The following is an 18,344-nucleotide window of genomic DNA, read 5'->3' as shown; positions in this document are numbered from 1 at the left end:
ACCGCTTTGTAGAAAAATAATAGCCGTTTTTTTTGCCCTGTAGGGGCTAACCTTCGTCGCTTAACATATCGGCTAGACCCCTGCCTGCATTTGCGCTGCGGCTGCCGCACCCCTCCCCAAGGAGGGATTTAAAAAATGCTGCTTCCTGTTATCATTCTCAGGTATAATTTTTAAGCAAATCCACAAAATTATCTGTGGTATGCGGTTCGCCAATGGCGCGGAACTTCCAGGAATCATCCTTGCGGTACACTTCAGCAAATATCATAGAACGCATGCCGTTGTAGGCACTATCGCCGGATAGGCTGAACTTCGCAATTTCGCGGCCTTTTTTGTCTACCGCCCGGATGAAGGCGTTCTCTACCATACCAAAGTGCTGATGGTGTGCCTTGCCCATGTAAATTGCAACTACAAACACTATCTTTTGGTATTGGTGCCCCAGGTCGTTTAGCTTTACAATAATTTGCTCGTCGTCGCCCTCTCCCGCACCGGTGCGGTTATCGCCGGTCAGCCAGATATGACCCGATGGGTGTTCCATCGAATTGAAGAATACCACATCGCCACCATAATAGCTAATGCTGCGGCCATTTGTGGTTGGCGTTTTCCGGCCGGTGTTTACCACTTTACCGTTTGCATCCAGCAAAAATGCTATCGCATCCAAATCGTATTCATCTTCTTCTTCCGCGCCGAAGAGTTTGGCAAAGAAACCCGTATCCTTCTTCCTCACATCCCAGCCAAGCCCAATGGTTACTTGCGAAAGGTCGTAATCGGTACCGCCATCGTTTTTACGGAGATCGATAGTTTGCCCTTTTATTAAACTTATTGCCATAATGTTTAACCTCCTTTCCTGTTATTTGATGATCTCACCTTTAAAGTGCTTGCTCAGGAAATAGGCAAGGTCCTCGCGGTAGCCAATGCCCGATGCCTCAAATTTCCAATTCACATCTTTTTTGTACAAACGCCCGAATTCGATCCCCGTCTCAATGGAGAAGTCTTCATCCAGTTCGTATTTGGCTATCTCCATGCCGGTAGTTTCGTCAACAATGCGGATGTATGCATCGCGCACCTGCCCAAAGTTTTGGCGCCCGTGGGTTGCCTCATGGATGGTTACCACGAACAGGATCTCGGTAATTCGCGGGTCAACCCGGTTAAGGTCTACGCTGATCACCTCGTCATCGCCGCCATCGCTGTTACCGCCGGTGGGGTCGTCACCCGAGTGGGTAAGCGCACCATCGGGAGAGGTGGTGTTACCATAAAACACAAAGAATTCTTCAGCCGGAATTAAACGGCCGGTGCCGATCATGATCGCGGATGCGTCGAGGTCAAAAGCGAGACCGGAACCTTCATTAGGGTTCCAGCCTAAGCCAACACTAATTTTAGAAAGGCCAATGTTGATCCTTTCTCCTTTTCTCAGAGTAATAGCCATGTTAGTATGTATAAAAGATTATTGTTTTATTGTTTGCCAGATTGTTTCCATCTTAATAGAATTGGCAACGGCCGATTGAGGTCATCGTCGATTTCGGTGTCAAAGTAAATGACATTTTTTAGATTTAACAATATTGTAATTGTTACACTAACAGGAAGGGAAATTGCACAGAATATTCACGAACAATAGGATTTCTCTGTCGCTTTGTCGAAATGATAAGTTTTTATTCTTTCTGTCATTCCGAGGGAAGCGCAGCGACGAGGAATCTTGTTAGTTATGCAAAGCGGTAATGCAAAATAGAGAGCTTTGCATCAACAAGTTTCTCCCTCGCCGTCACCTGGTGGCAATGACAAGTTTATACAGCATTTCAGGCAAACAACAAAAACTAATCAAACTTGGCAGCTATAATTTGTTCACAAAGGCCAAAAGACAAGGTCATTCCGTTACCCCCAAGCCCGTTAATAATGGTTACACCCGGCTCGGGCTCCATTACCAGTTCGGTTTGCCCGGTGGTCATTTTTGCATAGGTGCCGTTCCAGGTTTGTATTACGCGACTATCCTTTAACCTGGTGAAAGTTTGCAGATATTTCAAGATCATCTGGTTGATGAAATCTTTATCGAAGGGATCGTGCACCAGGCCATATTCGTGCGAATCGCCAACGGTTAGTTCGCCGGTATGGTTTTGGCATGCCATTACATGTATACCCCATTTCAATTCCTCGGCGTATTGTGCTTCATAACGTTTACGCAAGGCAGGCAATGCAGCTGCCGACTGAAAGCCGGGGTAATGGATCATACTTAAACTTCCGCAAAGTGCCGGGCCAATTCGCCAGTCGCCGGGTTGCGCGGCCAAACGCATCATCTGCAGCTTACACTTTGTAATATCAAAGCCAGCAAACAGCTGCGGGTAAAGGGTTTCAAATTCTACTCCGCTGCAAATAAATATCTCATCGGCCTGCCAGCTGCGGGTGCCGCTTAATACGGTGCTTTGTTCCACATGGCTTATGGCAGTGTTCCAGTAAAATTTCACATCGTATTTATCTGTCAAATACTGCGCTATATTACCTATGGCGGCACGGGCCTCAACAATCATCTCGGTACCGCTCCACAGGGCACCTTTAAGCCCATCAGGGTTTACCCCAGGCGATTTTTGCAATGCCTGTTGTGGTGTCAGCAAAGCACAGTCGCGTAGGCTTTCATTGATGTTGGCGTACTGCTCCATTACCTCCAATTCATCATCGTGGTATGCCACGTGTAACGAGCCAACCTCGTCGTGCCAGATACCCGCATCCACACAGGTTTGCTTCCAGATGCTGCGCGAGAGCATAGCCCGCTCAAACAAAGGGCCTGTAGGCTGCCCAATGGGCCAAACCATACCAAAATTACGTATAGATGCGCCAACAGCGCGTTCGTACCGTTCAAAAACGGTTACCTCGTAACCCCTCATAGCAAGCGCTCGGGCGGTTGCCAGCCCTACAATGCCGGCACCAATTACGATAGCTGATGGTATGCTCATACAGTAGAAAATTTTAGATCGACACTACCTTCGGGTACCGTTGGTTGCCGGCGGGCCGATTGCAAAAAGTAAATTAATGATAAAATACCACATAGGCCGCCCACAACGGCAACTATCAGCACACCTTCTTTAAAAAACTCGCCCCAGCTAATGTTTGGCCGGGCAAATTCTTTAACCAAAAGCACACTAACGCTGCCCAGGTACCCCATCGAATCGGCAACGTACATTACAAAACCAACATTGCTTTTATAATGGAAGGTAGCAATCATTCGCTCGAAAAAGATAGCGTTGTAAGGCACGTAGCCCAGGTAAAGCCCAAGTCCGGCACAAGTCATCCAGGTAACGGGGCCTATCATTTTTAAGGAGAACAATAGCGTTGACGCGCCAACCAATACGCAGCCGCCTATAATAAATAGGTGAATGATGCTAAATGCCCGCAGGTTTTTTCTGACGAGGATAAGCAGACTCATGGCTACTAAAACAATAATGGATATTTGCGTATCAATTTTTGTGTAGATGCCACGGTCCTTTATGCCAAGGCTGTTCCATATCTCTACCTCAAAATTATCCCGTACATCGCGCATAATGGTTAGTAACACATATATAATGAGGGTTAATATAATACCCGGCAAAAAACGAATGATAAAATATTTACGCTCCTGCGCGTTCATTGGCGCGCGTTCGGCGCGTAGCAGCTTGTCTTGGGGAGTTTGTGGCGGCATCAATTCCAGCATAAACACAAACAGCACAAGCGGCAGAGCAAATAAGGCGCCAGTAAAAAAGGGCATATTGTATTCGCTGATGTGATAAACGTGGATTAAGGTTTGCCCAATGGTTTTAACAAAGCCCGACCCGAATATTAAGCTGATGGAAAGTACCGCGGCCATAAATTCGGTAGAGCGCCGCCCTTCTAAATACCCAAACACCAAACCCCATATCAGCCCGAGCGGGAAGCCGTTAATAAAAAGGAAGATGATGTTGTACGGGGCAGGTACTAAGGCAAAACCCAGCAAAGCCAGCCAGGCGATACCAACCAGCATCAGGATAATTAATCCACGTTTAGCGCCTTTTACTTCGGCTATAAAGCGGATGCCGTAAAACTTGCTTAGCGTATAACCAATAATTTGTGCTATTACCAGCCAAACCTTATAATCTACATGAAAGTATTGCTGCCCGGGGTAGGTGCCCGCGGCAAAAGCCTTACGAAAAGCATACATGGATGTATAAGCACCAAATGCCGATACAGCCGCCATAACAGAAACCAGCCAGTACGGCCAATTGGCTACGGCTGTTTTTAGCTTACTGGCTAAAGGCATAGCCATTAGTTGAGTACAATATCCAGCACACCGGCAATATCATCCAGGATATGGGTGGGATGGTAGGGTTCCAGTTCGGTACGGGTAAAGGCGCCGGTGGTAACCGCAATTACATACTTGCACCCCGCATTTTGGCCTTCGCGGATATCCACTTCGGTATCACCAACCTTGGCAACTTCCTGCGGGTCGGTAATTCTGGCAAGTTTCATCATCCGGTTTATCATGGCAGGATCGGGGCGGCCGTTTTCTACCTCGTCGGATCCTATCAAATAATCTATCAATCCTTTCTCGCACCATTGCAGGCGCTCGATGATGGTTTCTGCTATATCTTTAGAAAAGCCTGTGTTAACACCTATCTTTATCCCCGTTTTCCGCAGCGTAGCGATAGTTTTTTCGGCATTAGGCAAAGCTTCCAAAGCAGGCGCTTTTTTGTAATAGTTGATCATCAGCGCGATAAACTCCTGATGGATATTTTTGATCAGGTCTGGGGTGATCTTTTGCGTATCGGGCTCCAGCCGGTGCAGCATTTTGGTAATGGCAACACTTTTTTCGTAACCCATTAACGGGTTTATGGCGTCGTAAGTAACGTGGTAGCCGTATTTTTCCAGCGCAAGCCTGAATGTTTCCGTTACCTTATTTTCATCTTTGACCGTAGTGCCGGCCATATCAAAAACAACAAGTTTAATAGACATTTGCTAACAATTTTGTTTAGCAATATTAAACTATGTTTATTAATAATAAACTAAATTAAAGTTAAGGAATTTTTAAGTGCTATGCCCGTTCTTCAAAAAAGTAAATAACCAGCATGCTTGCTTTCTCTTTACCCGTGTTTTTTGGTGTGTGGGGGATACGTCCGTCAAACAACATCGAATCGCCCTGGCTTAGGGTGTATATCTTTTCGCCAAACTGGTATTCTATACTCCCCGACAGGATATACTTGTATTCGTAGGCCTCGGTTTCAACTTGCGGGCGATGTGCGTCGGGTTCCAATTCTAATATAACAATATCAACCGTAGAGTTTTTGATACTTTGAGTGAAGATGCGCTGGTAATGAAAACCCTCGGCGTGTTCTTTCTCAAAATGCTCATAGTCGGCCTGTCGGCGTATAATGAGCGGAAAGTTGCTGCCAGCTGCATGGATGTCTTTAAAAAAAACATTCATATCTATCTCCAGTGCTTTAATAATATCAATGAGAACAACCAAGGAAGGAATAGTACGACTGTTCTCTATTTGCGAAATAAGCCCCTTACTTACATTAGCTCTTGAGGCCAACTCCTGCACCGTTATATTTTTTTCGCGCCTTTTATCCTTTATCCGGTTACTGATCTGTATCAGTACATCATCTTCCATTATAATATATTAGGGTGGTTGAACGCTGGCAAAGTAGAGAATTAAATTAAAGGGGGCAAGGTATTTAGCTTATTTTAACACCTTTTATGTGTAACAAATTATATGATGAAAATTTAATTTTACCGTAATACTAAAAGCTTTCCTTTGACGGAAACATTACCTTGATGCCCCTTATACAGCTCTCGCCGGAAAAAATTGTAGACGAAGTTTTTGCTTTGTACGAATTGCATGGCGATGACGACTACATTGGCGAGCCGGTTTCGCAATTAGAGCACATGTCGCAGGCGGCCGCCCTGGCTCAGGCCGAAGGGCACGATGATGAGGTTGTATTAGCCGCCTTCTTTCATGATATAGGCCATTTGTGCGCCAGCGCCGAAAGCATGGACGGCATGGGCAATGTGGATCATGAAAAACTTGGGGCAGATTATTTAACAGATCGCGGTTTTTCTGAACGGCTGGCCAACCTGGTAAACGGCCACGTTATTGCCAAGCGCTATTTAACTTATAAATACCCCGAATATTTTGACAAGCTATCGCCGGCCAGTAAGGTTACGCTTGGTTTCCAGGGGGGCGTAATGAGCGCCGCAGAAGCTGCCGCCTTTGAACAACATACCGATGCTGATCTTATAATCCGTATGCGCTATTGGGACGATGAAGCTAAACTGCAAAATGTAGCGGTGGATAATATTGCATATTTAAAAACCATAGCGCTATCTCATTTAAAGCGCAAATAGCAGCCCCTGTACCTGCATGTTAATTTAGTTTAACGGTGCGGTAATTTAATTGTTACTATCCTTCCCGGTGCTTAATTCTAAGTACACAAAGTGTTAAAGTTTACTTAATCTAAACTTAGTTTACAAATAATAAACAAAGTTTAGTATTGCTGCAACAAAAACGAAGCTTTTTACTCAAAAAATTAATTTAATGAAACAGATTTACCAGCAATTAAAAGTTGTTGTAGCAGTAGTATTATTCTGTTTGTCGCCGGCATTATTGCATGCGCAATCAAAAATTACAGGTACTGTTACGGATGACAAAAACTTACCGCTGCCGGGCGTTACGGTAAGTGTTGTAGAAACAGGCAAAAATGCCGCTACCGATGTAGAGGGGCATTACCTTATTACAGCATCAATGGGGCAAACACTTGCATTTAAATTCATCGGTTTCGAAACAAAAACAGTTGTAGTTGCCGATAAAACAATTATTAACGTATCGTTAACCGGATCGAGCCAAACCCTTAATGAGGTTGTTGTGACCGCCTTGGGTGTTAAAAAAGAAACCCGCCGCATTGGTTACGCTATACAAGCGGTAAGCGGAGAGCAATTAACCACCGCACGCGACCCTAACCCTATTACCGGTTTAATTGGTAAAGTGGCGGGTGTATCGGTTGGCCCATCTGCCGAGCTTTTGGGAAACCCTAACGTTTTGATCAGGGGTAACCAGGTATCGTTATACGTAGTGGATGGTATCCCTATCAATACCGATACGTATAACATCAGCCCCGATGACATTGAAACTTATACTGTACTAAAAGGCCCTGCAGCTGCGGCGCTTTACGGTAACCGTGCACAATTTGGTGCAATTTTGATCAGCACCAAAAAAGGTGAGAAAAACAAAAAAGGCTTAACTGTTGATATTAACAGCAGTACTGTTGCCAATACCGGCTTTTTGGCGTTCCCACGCATCCAAAATAGCTATGGCGCGGGCGAAAACACTTACTACCAGTTTGTTGATGGTAAAGGTGGCGCACCGGGTGGTGTAGATGGTGACTACGATGTTTGGGGACCTTACTTCAACGGCCAGTTGATACCGCAGTATGATAGCCCTATCATAAATGGTGTTAGACAGGGCACACCCTGGACGGCCCGCGGTAAGGATAACCTGAAGAACTTTCTGCAAACAGGTTACCAAACCAACAATAACATCGCATTAGGTTCGGTTGGCGAAAACTACGTAACCCGTTTATCGGTTTCGCAGCAGCACCAAACCAGCTATATCCCTTCGCAGTACTTAAATATTGCTAACGCGAACTTATATGCATCCTTTAGCCCAACTGCAAAGTTGAAATTTGAAGGTAACGTTAACTTTAACCGCCAAAGCACTGACAACTTCCCCGATGTGCAATACGGCCCTAACAGTATCATCTACAACATCGCTGTATGGACCGGTGCTGATTGGGATATCAACGCACCCGATATTAAAGCCATTTGGCAGCCGGGCAAAACTGGCGTTCAATCGCAGTTTGCCGAGTATCAGCGCTACCATAACCCATACCTGCTTACCCAGAAATGGACGCGCGGCCATTACAAAAACGACACTTACGGTTACTTAACCGGTAACTACAAATTCAATAGCAATTTGAATGTTACCTTACGGTCATCTATCAACACTTATAACATTTTACGTACCGAGAAGCTACCGTATTCTGCTCACCCTTACGGCCGTGAAGGCAACCAGGGCGATTACCGCGAAGACCGCCGCGACCTGTTTGATAACAACACCGAGTTATTTGTTAGTTACAACTATACCATTAAAAACTTCCTGAACTTATCGGGTTTGGTTGGTTCTAACCTGCGTAACTTTAACTACAACAGCAACTGGGTGTCTACCGATTATTTGAACGTGCCCGAAGTTTATGCTTTCAGCAACTCAAAAAACGCTATACAGGCTACCAGCTTTAACTCCGCATCGCGCGAGTTTAGCTACTATGCTTCGTTAGATGCATCGTTTGGTAAATACGCTACGGTATCGGGTACTTTCCGCCAGTACAAATCAAGTAACTTCCAAAACGTAGCATCGTACGGTTATCCAAGCGTATCGGCTGCAACGGTTGTTTCTGATTATGTGAAACTGCCTGAGTTTATCTCTTTCCTTAAACTGCGCGGTTCTTACGCCAGCATCCGTAACGATGTATCAAGCCCAACTATCGGCCCTGCACCGTTCAGCTCTATCACGGCTTTTGGTGGTGGCACGGCAGCATCGTTATTCAACAACCCGTTGGGTTACGGTTCAACTTATACCTCACCGTACAACGGGCCGGATTACTCACTTAAAACATCTTACTTAACCAACAAGCCTTATAACGGGCAAACTGCCGGTTACGCAAGCAATGTATTGTTTATCCCTAACATCAAAACATCAACCCGCGTAAACTGGGAGCAGGGTTTTGATATTAAATTCCTGCAAAACCGTTTGGGCTTTAGCGGTACCGCTTTCCAGTATGTGGATGGCCCAAGAATTTTGGGTAACTCTATCTCTACTGCATCGGGTTACACTACTTTGTTCCTAAACGCATTAAAAACCAAGCGCTCGGGTTACGAGGGTTCATTAGAGGGTACGCCAATTAAAAATTTAAGCGGCTTTACCTGGAATGTTTTGGTAAACGTATCAACCAACAAAGAGGTATACAAAGAACTGCCTCCGGGCCAGGACACTTACAACACCTTCTTTAAAGCCGGCGACCGCACCGATAAATTGTACGGCAGCAAATTCGTACGCACACCAGAAGGGCAGATCATAAACGATGCAGCCGGCAAGCCGCTTGTATTACCTGTTGCACAGTACCTGGGTAATATGAACGCTAAATACAGCTGGAGTGTTTACAACAAGATCCGCTACAAAAACCTAAGCATGGGCTTCCAGTTTGATGGTTCGGTTGGTGGTGTAATTATCGATTACATGCACAACAAAACCATGCGTGGTGGTGCCAATATCGAAACCGCTACAGGCGCATTGGGCGATGCACGTTACAAAGACTGGCAGAACTTTGGCGCAGCCGGTTACAATGGCAGCTACGTAGGCGAAGGTGTTGTGGTAACCAACGGTACCGCTATCAACTACGATTCTAAAACAGGCGCTGTTTTAAACTACAATGCCTTACAATATGGTGCCAACACCAAAACCGCCTTCGTACAGGATTATGTGAGCAAGTACTACAACGTGGATGAAAGTAACCTGATGAGCAAAACCTTCTCTAAACTGCGCGAGGTTACATTCAGTTACGATTTCCCTAAAACATTCCTGCAGCACACCTTTATCCAGAAAGTATCGGCATCACTTTACGGCCGCAACCTGCTGTACTTCTACAAAGACAAACGCTTTAAGGATGTGGATCTGGATCAGTACAACGGCGCTGTTTCGCAAACCGTGTTACAATCGCCCACAGTACGCAGCTATGGCTTTAACCTAAATCTGTCATTCTAATTATTAGGATATATATGAAAAAGATATTTAAAATTTGTGTCCTGCCGGTATGTATGCTACTATCGGTAACGGGCTGTAAGAAAAGCTTTGATGAGCTTACTATTAACAATAACGTACCCAATGCGGTTCCGGCCTCGCTTTTATTCAACGGTGTATTAAACAGCATGGCTGATGGCCCGGATGGCGAAAACGAGATCTACAGCCAGTATTACCTGTACAACTACGATTACTACGGCAACAACCGTTATGATTTTGGCAGCGGCGATAACTATTACAACACCCTTAAAAACGTTGTTGCTATGGAAGAGCAAGCTAAACTTGCCGGTTTGCCTGCAGTAAACCAGTACAGTGCGGTTGGTAAATTCTTCCGCGCCTATTTCTTCAGCAAAATGAGTTTAGAAATGGGCGATATCCCGATGACCCAGGCCTTAAAAGGTTTGGACGGCTTAACCCCGGCTTACGATTCGCAGAAGGATGTGATGAAACAATCGTTAACCTGGTTAGAAGAAGCAAATACCGACATGACCGCGGTTATTGCCAAAGGCGGAAGCACTTTAACCGGTGATATCTACCTGAACGGCGACCTGGCCAAATGGCAAAAAGTTATCAATACTTTCCACATTAGGTTATTAACCGAGCTGAGCAAGAAAGCTGCGGAAGCAGACCTTGGCGTTACCAGCCAGTTTGCTGCCATTGTTGGCAACCCAACAAAATACCCAATAATGCAAAGTGCGGATGACAACCTGCAATATACCTTTGTTGCACCGAGCAATTACTACCCAATGACGCCGGATAACTTCGGTCAGAATGGTTCACGTAAAAACTCATCATCTACTTATGTTGGCTTATTAACCAATCTGAAAGATCCGCGTGTATTTGTTACCAACGAACCTTCTCGCGATCTGGTTGACGTTGCTAAACAAAGCCCAACCGCTTTCAACTCATTTGTAGGTGCCGACCCGGGTTTAGACTTAGGTGTGATGTACAACAACGCCGGTTTGCAGAAATACTCTTTCATCAACCGTAAACGTTTTTATTCAACCTTTACCGGCGAGCCTTCTATCCAGATAGGTTATGCCGAACTGATGTTTAACATTGCCGAAGGTATTAACCGCGGCTGGGCAACCGGCGATGCCGAAGCGTATTACATTAAAGGGATACAAGCATCGTTTGCATCATACGGTGTGCCAACAGGTACGGGTACGTTCACAGCTTATTTTTACCGCCCGGGTTCTACAGGTACGGCTAACATTGCTAACTATGATACCTATACCATCAATGTTGACTGGGCTGCTTATTATGCACAGGCAGGTGTTAAATACACTGCCGATGCTGCGGGTTTAACTAAAATATTACAGCAAAAATACCTGGCGCTGTTCCGCCACTCGGGCCTGGAGAGCTACTTCACCTATCGCAGAACAGGTATCCCGGTATTTACAACCGGCCCTGGTACAGGTAACGGTGGCCGTATTGCCGCCCGTTTTCAATATCCATCGTCAGAGCGGACCTCAAATGCTGATAACTACAATAAAGCGTTGCAGGCCCAGTTTGGCGGCAACGATGACATCAACGGACTGATGTACATTCTTAAATAACAAAACTAAACCAACCAAATGCAACAGGGCAGTTAGAAATAGCTGCCCTGCTTGTTTAAACAAAATCCAAATGAAAAAATTGCTTTTTATACTGCTAAGTGCCTGCTTTATAACGCCGGCAATGGCTCAGCATAAAACAAAAAACCTCATCATCGTTACACTTGATGGCATGCGCTGGCAGGAGGTTTACCGCGGTGCGGATTCAGCACTCCTCAACTCTAAATTCACCAATGATAAGGAAGAGGTGAAGAAGCATTATTGGGCTGCAACGCCACAGGCGCGCCGGGCCATTTTGTTCCCGTTTTTGTGGAACGTAATTAGCAAGCAAGGGCAACTTTACGGTAACAGAGATGCGGGCGGCAAAGATGAACTGGCTAACCCATACCATTTCTCGTATCCGGGCTATAATGAGATCTTCACCGGTTTCCCCGATAAACGAATGAATACCAACGAGCCCATCACCAACCCTAACATGAACTTGCTGGAGTACATCAATAAACAAAAAGGCTTTGAGGGCAAGGTGATCGCCTTCTCCTCGTGGGAACGCTTCCCACAAATCCTGAATGTGAACCGGTCTGGCTTACCAGTATACTCGGGCTATGCCAATGTAAAGAATGCTGATGCTAACGCCCGTTTAAAATATTTGAACGAGCTACAACACAATACCCCTCGCTATTTAGGCGATAGCACAAGGTCGGATTTCATCACATTTGAATACAGCAAAGAATACCTGAAACAATACAAACCGCGTGTATTATATATGGCTTTTGATGAACCGGACGACATGGCGCATGATGGCAACTATAAATCATACCTGGAAAGGGCAAAGCAGGAAGATGGCTTTATTAAACAGCTTTGGGATATTATCCAGGCAGACCCATTCTATAAAAACAATACTACGCTGCTGATCACTTGCGACCATGGCCGCGGCGAAACGCCATTAGACACCTGGAAAAGCCATGGTGCCGAAGTTGTTGGGTCGGAGCAAACCTGGTTTGCAGTGATAGGCCCGGATACTGCACCGATGGGCGAAGTAAAACCAGCCGAAACTACCTACCACAAACAACTGGCGCAAACCATGGCACAATTGCTCGGCTTTGATTTTAAGGCAAATGCCGGGCACGAAGTTGGCGATGCTATAAAAACCGTTATCAAATAACCATGCGCCATACAGTTTTAGCACTAATAATATTATTAACAGGATTGGGCAGTTATACGCCCAATCCTGTTCCCGTATCAAGGCATAAATTTATTGTTATAGCCCATCGCGGCGATCATGTAATTTATCCCGAGAACAGCCTGGAAGCTTATCGCGAAGCCATTAAAAACGAAGCGGATTACATAGAGATAGACCTCCGTACCACCAAAGACAGCCAATTGGTGAGCATGCACGATGGCACCGTAAACCGCATGACAAACGCTAAAGGCGCGGTAAGCAGTTTCACCCTCAACGAATTGAAGCAGCTTACCTTAAAAAATAAGGATTCGATCCAAACGTACCATGTCCCTACCTTTGCAGAGATCCTTAAACTCGCCAAAAACAAAATAAACATCTACCTGGATTTTAAAGCCGCAGACCCTGCCGTAGCTTACAAAATGATAAAGGAATACGGCATGGAGAAGCAGGTGCTGGTATACATTAACAGCCCGGTGCAATTTACCGGTTGGCGCAAGGCCGCCCCCAAAATGCCATTGATGCTAAGCCTGCCCGATAGTGTTAAGAGCGTTTACGGGATGCAGAAATTCATTGATACCTACCAGCCCGATCTGCTCGACGGCGGATATAGCCAATATACACCCGCCCTGCTTGCTAATGCTGCCACACTAAACCTGCCGGTTTGGCCGGATATACAAAGCGCCGGCGAAGGGCCTGCCGATTGGGATAAAGCCCTGCAAAAAGGGCTTACCGGCCTCCAAACCGACCACCCCGCAGCCTTGGTAAAATACTTAAAAGAAAAGAGGCTCCGATAATATAGCAACATTTTATTTTTCGGCCGGCGGTTTGCGGTGCCACCAGGTTGCCAATATCGACCCGGTGATGTTCATCAGCGGACCAAAAACTGCCGGCGCCAGGCCAACGGTGGCCATTTTGCCCATTTCTTTGGCCAGGCCCGACGCAAGCCCACCATTTTGCATCCCTACTTCGATGGCAATGGTGCGGCAATCGCGTTCGCTCATTTTAAACAACCGGCCCGACCAATAGCCCAACAAATAGCCCGACATATTATGGATCAGCACCAGTAATATTAATAAGGGGCCGATGGTAAGTAAGCTGTTTCGCCCCGCCGCAGTGATGATAACGATAATAAAGGCAATACCGAACATCGATACAAAGGGCATAGCGCTATCCAGCCATTTTGCTTTGCCACTTAAGAACTTGTTAAACAATAACCCGCCCGCAATGGGTAGGATTACCATCTTGGTAATATCCCACATCATATCCAGTACGTTTATCTGCACAAACGCTCCTGCTAAGAGTTTCATTAAAAGGGGCGTAATAATTGGCGCTAATAAGGTAGATACCGCAGTGATGGTAATAGATAGTGCCAGGTTGGCTTTAGCAAGGTATGATATTACGTTGGATGCCATACCGTTTGGCGAACAGCCTATTAATATAATACCTGCTGCAATTTCGGGTGGGAAACCGCTGAGGCTTGCGAGCGTATAGCCAATCAAAGGCATGATAAGGAAATGGCTGAATACGCCGATGAATACCCCTTTTGGCATTTTTACTACGCCAACAAAATCGCCCACGCTCATGGATGTGCCCATTCCAAACATGATCAGCTGTATTAGTGGCGTTATCAGCTTAGAAAATTTAAAGCCTTTGTATTCTACAAAATAATGCGGATAGTACAAAGCCGTAGCTACCGCCGCAAAAATGCAAAGGGTATAAGCAAAGCCTTTTAATAAGGCCGACCGCCTTACGCCAATGGCCAGTAGTATAAAAAAACTGATATAAAGGAGGCCCGCTTCTTCAATATGGCCGGCAAATGATAATGCCAGCGCCACCCAGATACATACCGCCGCCAGCGCTAATGCTAAGTTGTATAATTTATTCTTCATTAATAATTGCGCTCCTTTAAGTAATCGTCAAGCTCTTTTTTGGTCATGGGGAGTTTGCCCGGGTAATGGTTAACCCAATTTAAAAAATCAGCCTTAATATCTTCCGTCCATTTGCTGTCTATCTGACCGGTTAGGTATTTTTTCTCGCGCAGGCGCTGGTGGCCAAACTGGTCGCGCAGGGCGGTAACTTCTGATGTAAGTACAAGCTCCTCTACCAAATAAGCAGGAATAAATATGGTACCATACTTCTTTGCCAGCACCACATCGCCGGGCAAAACCGTTGCCCTTCCAATGCGGATTGGGTTGTTTATGGTAGTAATTGTAGATTGCAAAAGGTAGGATGGGTCGGTGCCCTTGATCCAGCCGTTGAAGCCCTTTATAGCGCTTAAGCCCTCCACATCCCGTACCGAACCATAGAATATAACGCCCCGGTGCGATTTTGCGTAAATGGAATTGCCAAGGTTATCGCCAATTAAAGTTCCGTCCGCCACCTTGCCAAAGCCATCGGCAACATATACATCGCCATCAACCAAGTTATCTATAGGCCAGGAGTTATTGCCGCCCTGTTGTCCGCGGCCTTCGGCAATGCCCTGGGCTTTTATCATTTCGGCCATATCCGGGCGGGCGGGCATGTATTGCGCGGTAACTACGCGGCCCACCATGGGGCTATCAGGGTTGATGATGGTCCAGTCGCCTTCAAACTGGTTTACAAAACCTTTATTTTTCAATACCCCCCAGGCATCTTCCAGCGATATGTTTTTTAATCGCGCTAATAAGGCATCGGATACCTTTGGGCGGCCATCGGCAAAACGCTCACCTTTCCACTTAGCGGTGAGCGTTTTTATATATTCGGGCGATGCGCCAATTTGCTGGGCATTTGCGGCAAAAGCCGCAGCCATACAAAAGGTAAAAAGTATAAATTTCCTTTTCATTTTAAATAGGTAAATAAGTCAGGGAAATCGCAGTTAGAATTTTTACAGCCTTATTCAGTAATGATTTGTTTAAAATCACCCGTGTTCGGGCTTGTTCGGGCTGTTCGGGCTCCATGTCGAACGCGAACAAGCCTAAAATTAATTGAAATTATTGCCAAAATCCGTACTGTTTTGGTTCCGTTTTAAAAGCGATTTCCCTGGTAAATAAATTTTTGACAGCCCAGGTGATTATTTTTTGCTTACAGCTTCCATCAGCCCGCGCATGTAGCCAATGGCATATAGGGTGGCAATGGTGCTGTAGCCGGGGTGTTCGTTACTGTCGCCGGCCATGGTTGGCACATGATCTGGCCGGATGGCGCCTTTAAAGCCTATTTTGTAATAAGCTTCCATTGCCTTATACATGTCAATCTGCCCTTCGTCATGAAACGTTTCCTCGAACTTGAATTTGCCTCCCCGCACGTTCCTGAAATGCACAAAATGGATGTTTTCTTTCCCGAAATGATGTATCGTATCCGGGATATCTACACCCATCAGCGAGAAATTGCCCTGGCACATGGTGATGCCGTTACTGGGGCTCGGGTAAAGTTTCAGCATCCTGTCGAAGTTCGGCACGGTGGTCATGATCCGCGAGATCCCTCTCACGCTATCCACCTGCGGGTCGTCTGGGTGCATGGCCAGTTTAATGCCAGCTTTCTCGGCCTCGGGCACTACAGCTTTTAAAAAGTATTCCAGGTTTTTCCAGAGTGCATCTTTTGATATCTCCCCATATTTTGTAACCGGAGCCTTTTTAATATCCTCGTAATCAAAAGCCGTTACCAAAGCCCCGCCACGGCCGGGTTTATCATTACTGGTACGCAGCCAGCCTATCACAGGCATCCAGTTATAACAAATGGTGTCTATACCCGCTTTGGAAAGGTTTTTCATAAAGCTGATAAAGTTGGCTATCTCCTCATCCCGGCCGCTTAAGCCCAGTTTTGTTTTTTCGCCGAGGCTTGGGGGGCCTTCTATTACCCTTAGCTTTAAGCCCACATTCTCCCAGGCCTTCACATTGGCCATAATAGTATTGTATTCCCACGGTTTTGAACCGGGACCGCCCAGCGCAGGCTGGATCCCTGCAACAGCGCCCAAAACATCCATTTGTTTGGTAAGCGCTATTTTTTGCTGGTTCATCCCAAAAAAGTACGATTCGCAGAACTGCATACCTGCATCCCTCGCTATCGCCGTAGTTTCCCGGGCGTTTTTAAGCCCATGCTTATATGGTTCCGAACCTGCTGCAGAAGCAGCCGGCCTACCAAGCGATAGGGCGGCTGCCAATGAAGCACCTTTTTTTATAAAATCTCTCCGGTTATCCTTCATTATTATATGATCCTTATTTATTAAGGGGTGTTAGTTTTAGTAAGGCCGACTATTTATCCCACCATACGCGGGTAGTAAATAAATCGGCACCCTGCTTTGCGATAGCCGCGTTAACATTTGGGTTTACACCAAACTCTCCCGGCGAATATTTTAAACGGCGCGGGATAACACCATTTGTTTCGTTGCCAACAAAATTTACAGGAGTTAACACCGGGTAGCCGCTCCTTCTCCAGTCAGACCATGCTTCGGCGCCATTAAGCGTAACCGCGTTCAGCAAGTACAATTCGGTATGTATTGCGTTCATTTTGGCATCAAGCGTACTCAAAGCAGGGTATGTATTTGCTGCAGCGTAAGTAGCAATATCGCCGGCAGATGGCTTAACCGCACCATAAACCTGGTTTAAGGCCGAAACCTGCCCATCGGCAAATACGGTTGCGGCAGCACCTGTAGCGTAGCCTCTTTCAATAGCTTCGGCCTGTAATAAGCGGGCTTCGGCATAGGTCATGTAGATCCATGGATTGCTGTTTTGATACATTGCAGCAGCCGGGCGCGAATACAGGTCGAGGTTGGAAGGCGTCAACGTGGCCAGCGTATTGGTATTGGTGCCATTTGGCAAGCCAGCCTGCTTGGCAACGGTATTGTCCCCATTTTTTAAAGCCGCGATAAGCGGAAGGCGAGGATCCTGGCGGTTCTTCATCATATCAATTAAGGTTTTACCCCACGATACGCCGTTGATAGCCGCAATATTACGCGAGCCCGTTGGCCCTAATATCCAGGAATTGGGGTTCGAACTGATCTGGGCCACACCATCAAATTTGATAGCAATATTTTCGGCGCTGCTGGTAATTAGGCCGCCTGCAATTGCTTTGGCCGCCCAGGCTTGTGCCATAGCCGGATCAACCTTTACCAGGCGCATTGCCAGGCGAAGCATAAGGGTATTGGCCGCACGTTTCCATTTTGCAAGGTCGCCCGAGTAGATGTAATCGGCCTTTACAGGTATGTAAGCTGTTGCATCAAACGCGGCACCTGCTTTTTCCAGTTCGCTCAACAGATCGGAATAAATATCCTTCTGCGCATCGTAAGCCGGGGTAAAGTTGGCATCAAGATAACCCTTACCTGCACCTGAATAAGGCACATCACCGTACATATCCGTCATGACAGCTATGTCCATTACTTTTAAAATACGGGCCATCGAAGTGATGTTCACAAACTTGGCATCTGCTGATGACAGGCTGATCAAATTCACCTCATTTTTGATGGAATTGGGATAAGCATCTTCAAAATAAGCCGAGAAGCTGTTTTGTGTTGATGTGTAAAAGCTACCGCCATAAAAGCTGATATCGGTAGACGACATTTGCTGCACCAGGCAGGCAGAATACCCAAAATTGTTCCTCCACGATTTTGAATCGGGGTTATGCGCGCCGGCAAGCTGTACCTGCGATGTGGCAAGCAGGTAATCGTTGGGTACCGCCGTGGGCACATTTGGGTTGGTATTGATAGATTGAAAGTCTTTGGTGCACGAAGCAAACAAGACCGTAATAAATGCTATAATTGATATTTTACGTACCATTTTAATACTTTTTAAAT

Annotated in this window: 15 protein-coding genes; 5 read left to right on the top strand and 10 right to left on the bottom strand. The window is 46.1% G+C overall.

Features of this window, described 5'->3' with window-relative positions; genetic code table 11:
* Nucleotides 1-157: 157 nt before the first annotated feature.
* From IDJ77_RS08160 to IDJ77_RS08135, 6 genes are all read right to left on the bottom strand, one after another.
* A complete protein-coding gene (locus tag IDJ77_RS08160; RefSeq protein WP_191188447.1) occupies nt 158-826 on the bottom strand; it encodes a TerD family protein in 669 nt (222 codons plus the stop codon).
* Nucleotides 827-847: 21 nt separating this feature from the next.
* On the bottom strand, nt 848-1,423 hold the full coding sequence (locus IDJ77_RS08155; RefSeq protein ID WP_191188446.1) for a TerD family protein: 576 nt from the start codon (nt 1,421-1,423) through the stop codon (nt 848-850).
* A 385-nt stretch (nt 1,424-1,808) separates the two neighbouring features.
* The gene (locus tag IDJ77_RS08150) at nt 1,809-2,939 is read right to left on the bottom strand and encodes a TIGR03364 family FAD-dependent oxidoreductase (protein ID WP_191188445.1); all 1,131 of its coding nucleotides are present in this window, start codon (nt 2,937-2,939) and stop codon (nt 1,809-1,811) included.
* Nucleotides 2,936-4,261, bottom strand: a complete 1,326-nt coding sequence (locus IDJ77_RS08145; protein WP_191188444.1) for a DUF5690 family protein — start codon at nt 4,259-4,261, stop codon at nt 2,936-2,938. Before IDJ77_RS08145 ends, IDJ77_RS08150 begins: the two co-directional genes overlap by 4 nt.
* Complete coding sequence (locus IDJ77_RS08140) at nt 4,261-4,947, bottom strand: HAD-IA family hydrolase (RefSeq protein ID WP_191188443.1); 687 nt, start codon at nt 4,945-4,947, stop codon at nt 4,261-4,263. Before IDJ77_RS08140 ends, IDJ77_RS08145 begins: the two co-directional genes overlap by 1 nt.
* A gap of 79 nt (nt 4,948-5,026) precedes the next feature.
* Nucleotides 5,027-5,605: a helix-turn-helix domain-containing protein gene (locus IDJ77_RS08135; RefSeq protein WP_191188442.1), complete on the bottom strand. Its 579-nt coding sequence runs from the start codon at nt 5,603-5,605 to the stop codon at nt 5,027-5,029.
* Nucleotides 5,606-5,769: 164 nt separating this feature from the next.
* Between IDJ77_RS08135 and IDJ77_RS08130 the strand changes: the two genes are divergently transcribed.
* The 5 genes from IDJ77_RS08130 to IDJ77_RS08110 all read left to right on the top strand — a co-directional run bounded on the left by IDJ77_RS08130 (nt 5,770) and on the right by IDJ77_RS08110 (nt 13,374).
* Nucleotides 5,770-6,339 (top strand): HD domain-containing protein, encoded by a 570-nt coding sequence (locus IDJ77_RS08130; protein ID WP_191188441.1) that lies wholly within the window; start codon nt 5,770-5,772, stop codon nt 6,337-6,339.
* Between the two features lie 190 nt (nt 6,340-6,529).
* Complete coding sequence (locus tag IDJ77_RS08125; RefSeq protein WP_191188440.1) at nt 6,530-9,808, top strand: SusC/RagA family TonB-linked outer membrane protein; 3,279 nt, start codon at nt 6,530-6,532, stop codon at nt 9,806-9,808.
* A 14-nt stretch (nt 9,809-9,822) separates the two neighbouring features.
* The gene (locus tag IDJ77_RS08120; RefSeq protein WP_191188439.1) at nt 9,823-11,403 is read left to right on the top strand and encodes a SusD/RagB family nutrient-binding outer membrane lipoprotein; all 1,581 of its coding nucleotides are present in this window, start codon (nt 9,823-9,825) and stop codon (nt 11,401-11,403) included.
* 70 nt (nt 11,404-11,473) lie between these two features.
* Complete coding sequence (locus IDJ77_RS08115) at nt 11,474-12,562, top strand: alkaline phosphatase family protein (protein ID WP_191188438.1); 1,089 nt, start codon at nt 11,474-11,476, stop codon at nt 12,560-12,562.
* A 2-nt stretch (nt 12,563-12,564) separates the two neighbouring features.
* Nucleotides 12,565-13,374, top strand: coding sequence for a glycerophosphodiester phosphodiesterase (locus tag IDJ77_RS08110; RefSeq protein ID WP_191188437.1), 810 nt, complete (start codon nt 12,565-12,567; stop codon nt 13,372-13,374).
* A gap of 12 nt (nt 13,375-13,386) precedes the next feature.
* Here IDJ77_RS08110 and IDJ77_RS08105 read toward each other — a convergent pair whose 3' ends face one another.
* The 4 genes from IDJ77_RS08105 to IDJ77_RS08090 form a co-directional block, all read right to left on the bottom strand.
* On the bottom strand, nt 13,387-14,469 hold the full coding sequence (locus IDJ77_RS08105; RefSeq protein WP_191188436.1) for a bile acid:sodium symporter family protein: 1,083 nt from the start codon (nt 14,467-14,469) through the stop codon (nt 13,387-13,389).
* On the bottom strand, nt 14,469-15,401 hold the full coding sequence (locus IDJ77_RS08100; protein WP_191188435.1) for an RraA family protein: 933 nt from the start codon (nt 15,399-15,401) through the stop codon (nt 14,469-14,471). The genes IDJ77_RS08105 and IDJ77_RS08100 overlap by 1 nt, the downstream gene beginning before the upstream one ends.
* 228 nt (nt 15,402-15,629) lie before the next feature.
* Nucleotides 15,630-16,757 carry a mannonate dehydratase gene (locus IDJ77_RS08095; protein WP_191188434.1) on the bottom strand — a complete coding sequence of 376 codons (1,128 nt, stop codon included), beginning with the start codon at nt 16,755-16,757 and terminating at the stop codon, nt 15,630-15,632.
* A 49-nt stretch (nt 16,758-16,806) separates the two neighbouring features.
* Nucleotides 16,807-18,327 (bottom strand): SusD/RagB family nutrient-binding outer membrane lipoprotein, encoded by a 1,521-nt coding sequence (locus IDJ77_RS08090; RefSeq protein WP_191188433.1) that lies wholly within the window; start codon nt 18,325-18,327, stop codon nt 16,807-16,809.
* Between the last annotated feature and the right edge of the window lie 17 nt (nt 18,328-18,344).

Source organism: Mucilaginibacter pankratovii (genome assembly GCF_014773265.1).
Lineage (GTDB): Bacteria > Bacteroidota > Bacteroidia > Sphingobacteriales > Sphingobacteriaceae > Mucilaginibacter > Mucilaginibacter pankratovii.
Note: the sequence above shows the minus strand (reverse complement) of the source record. Positions and strands in the feature narration are given on the sequence as shown.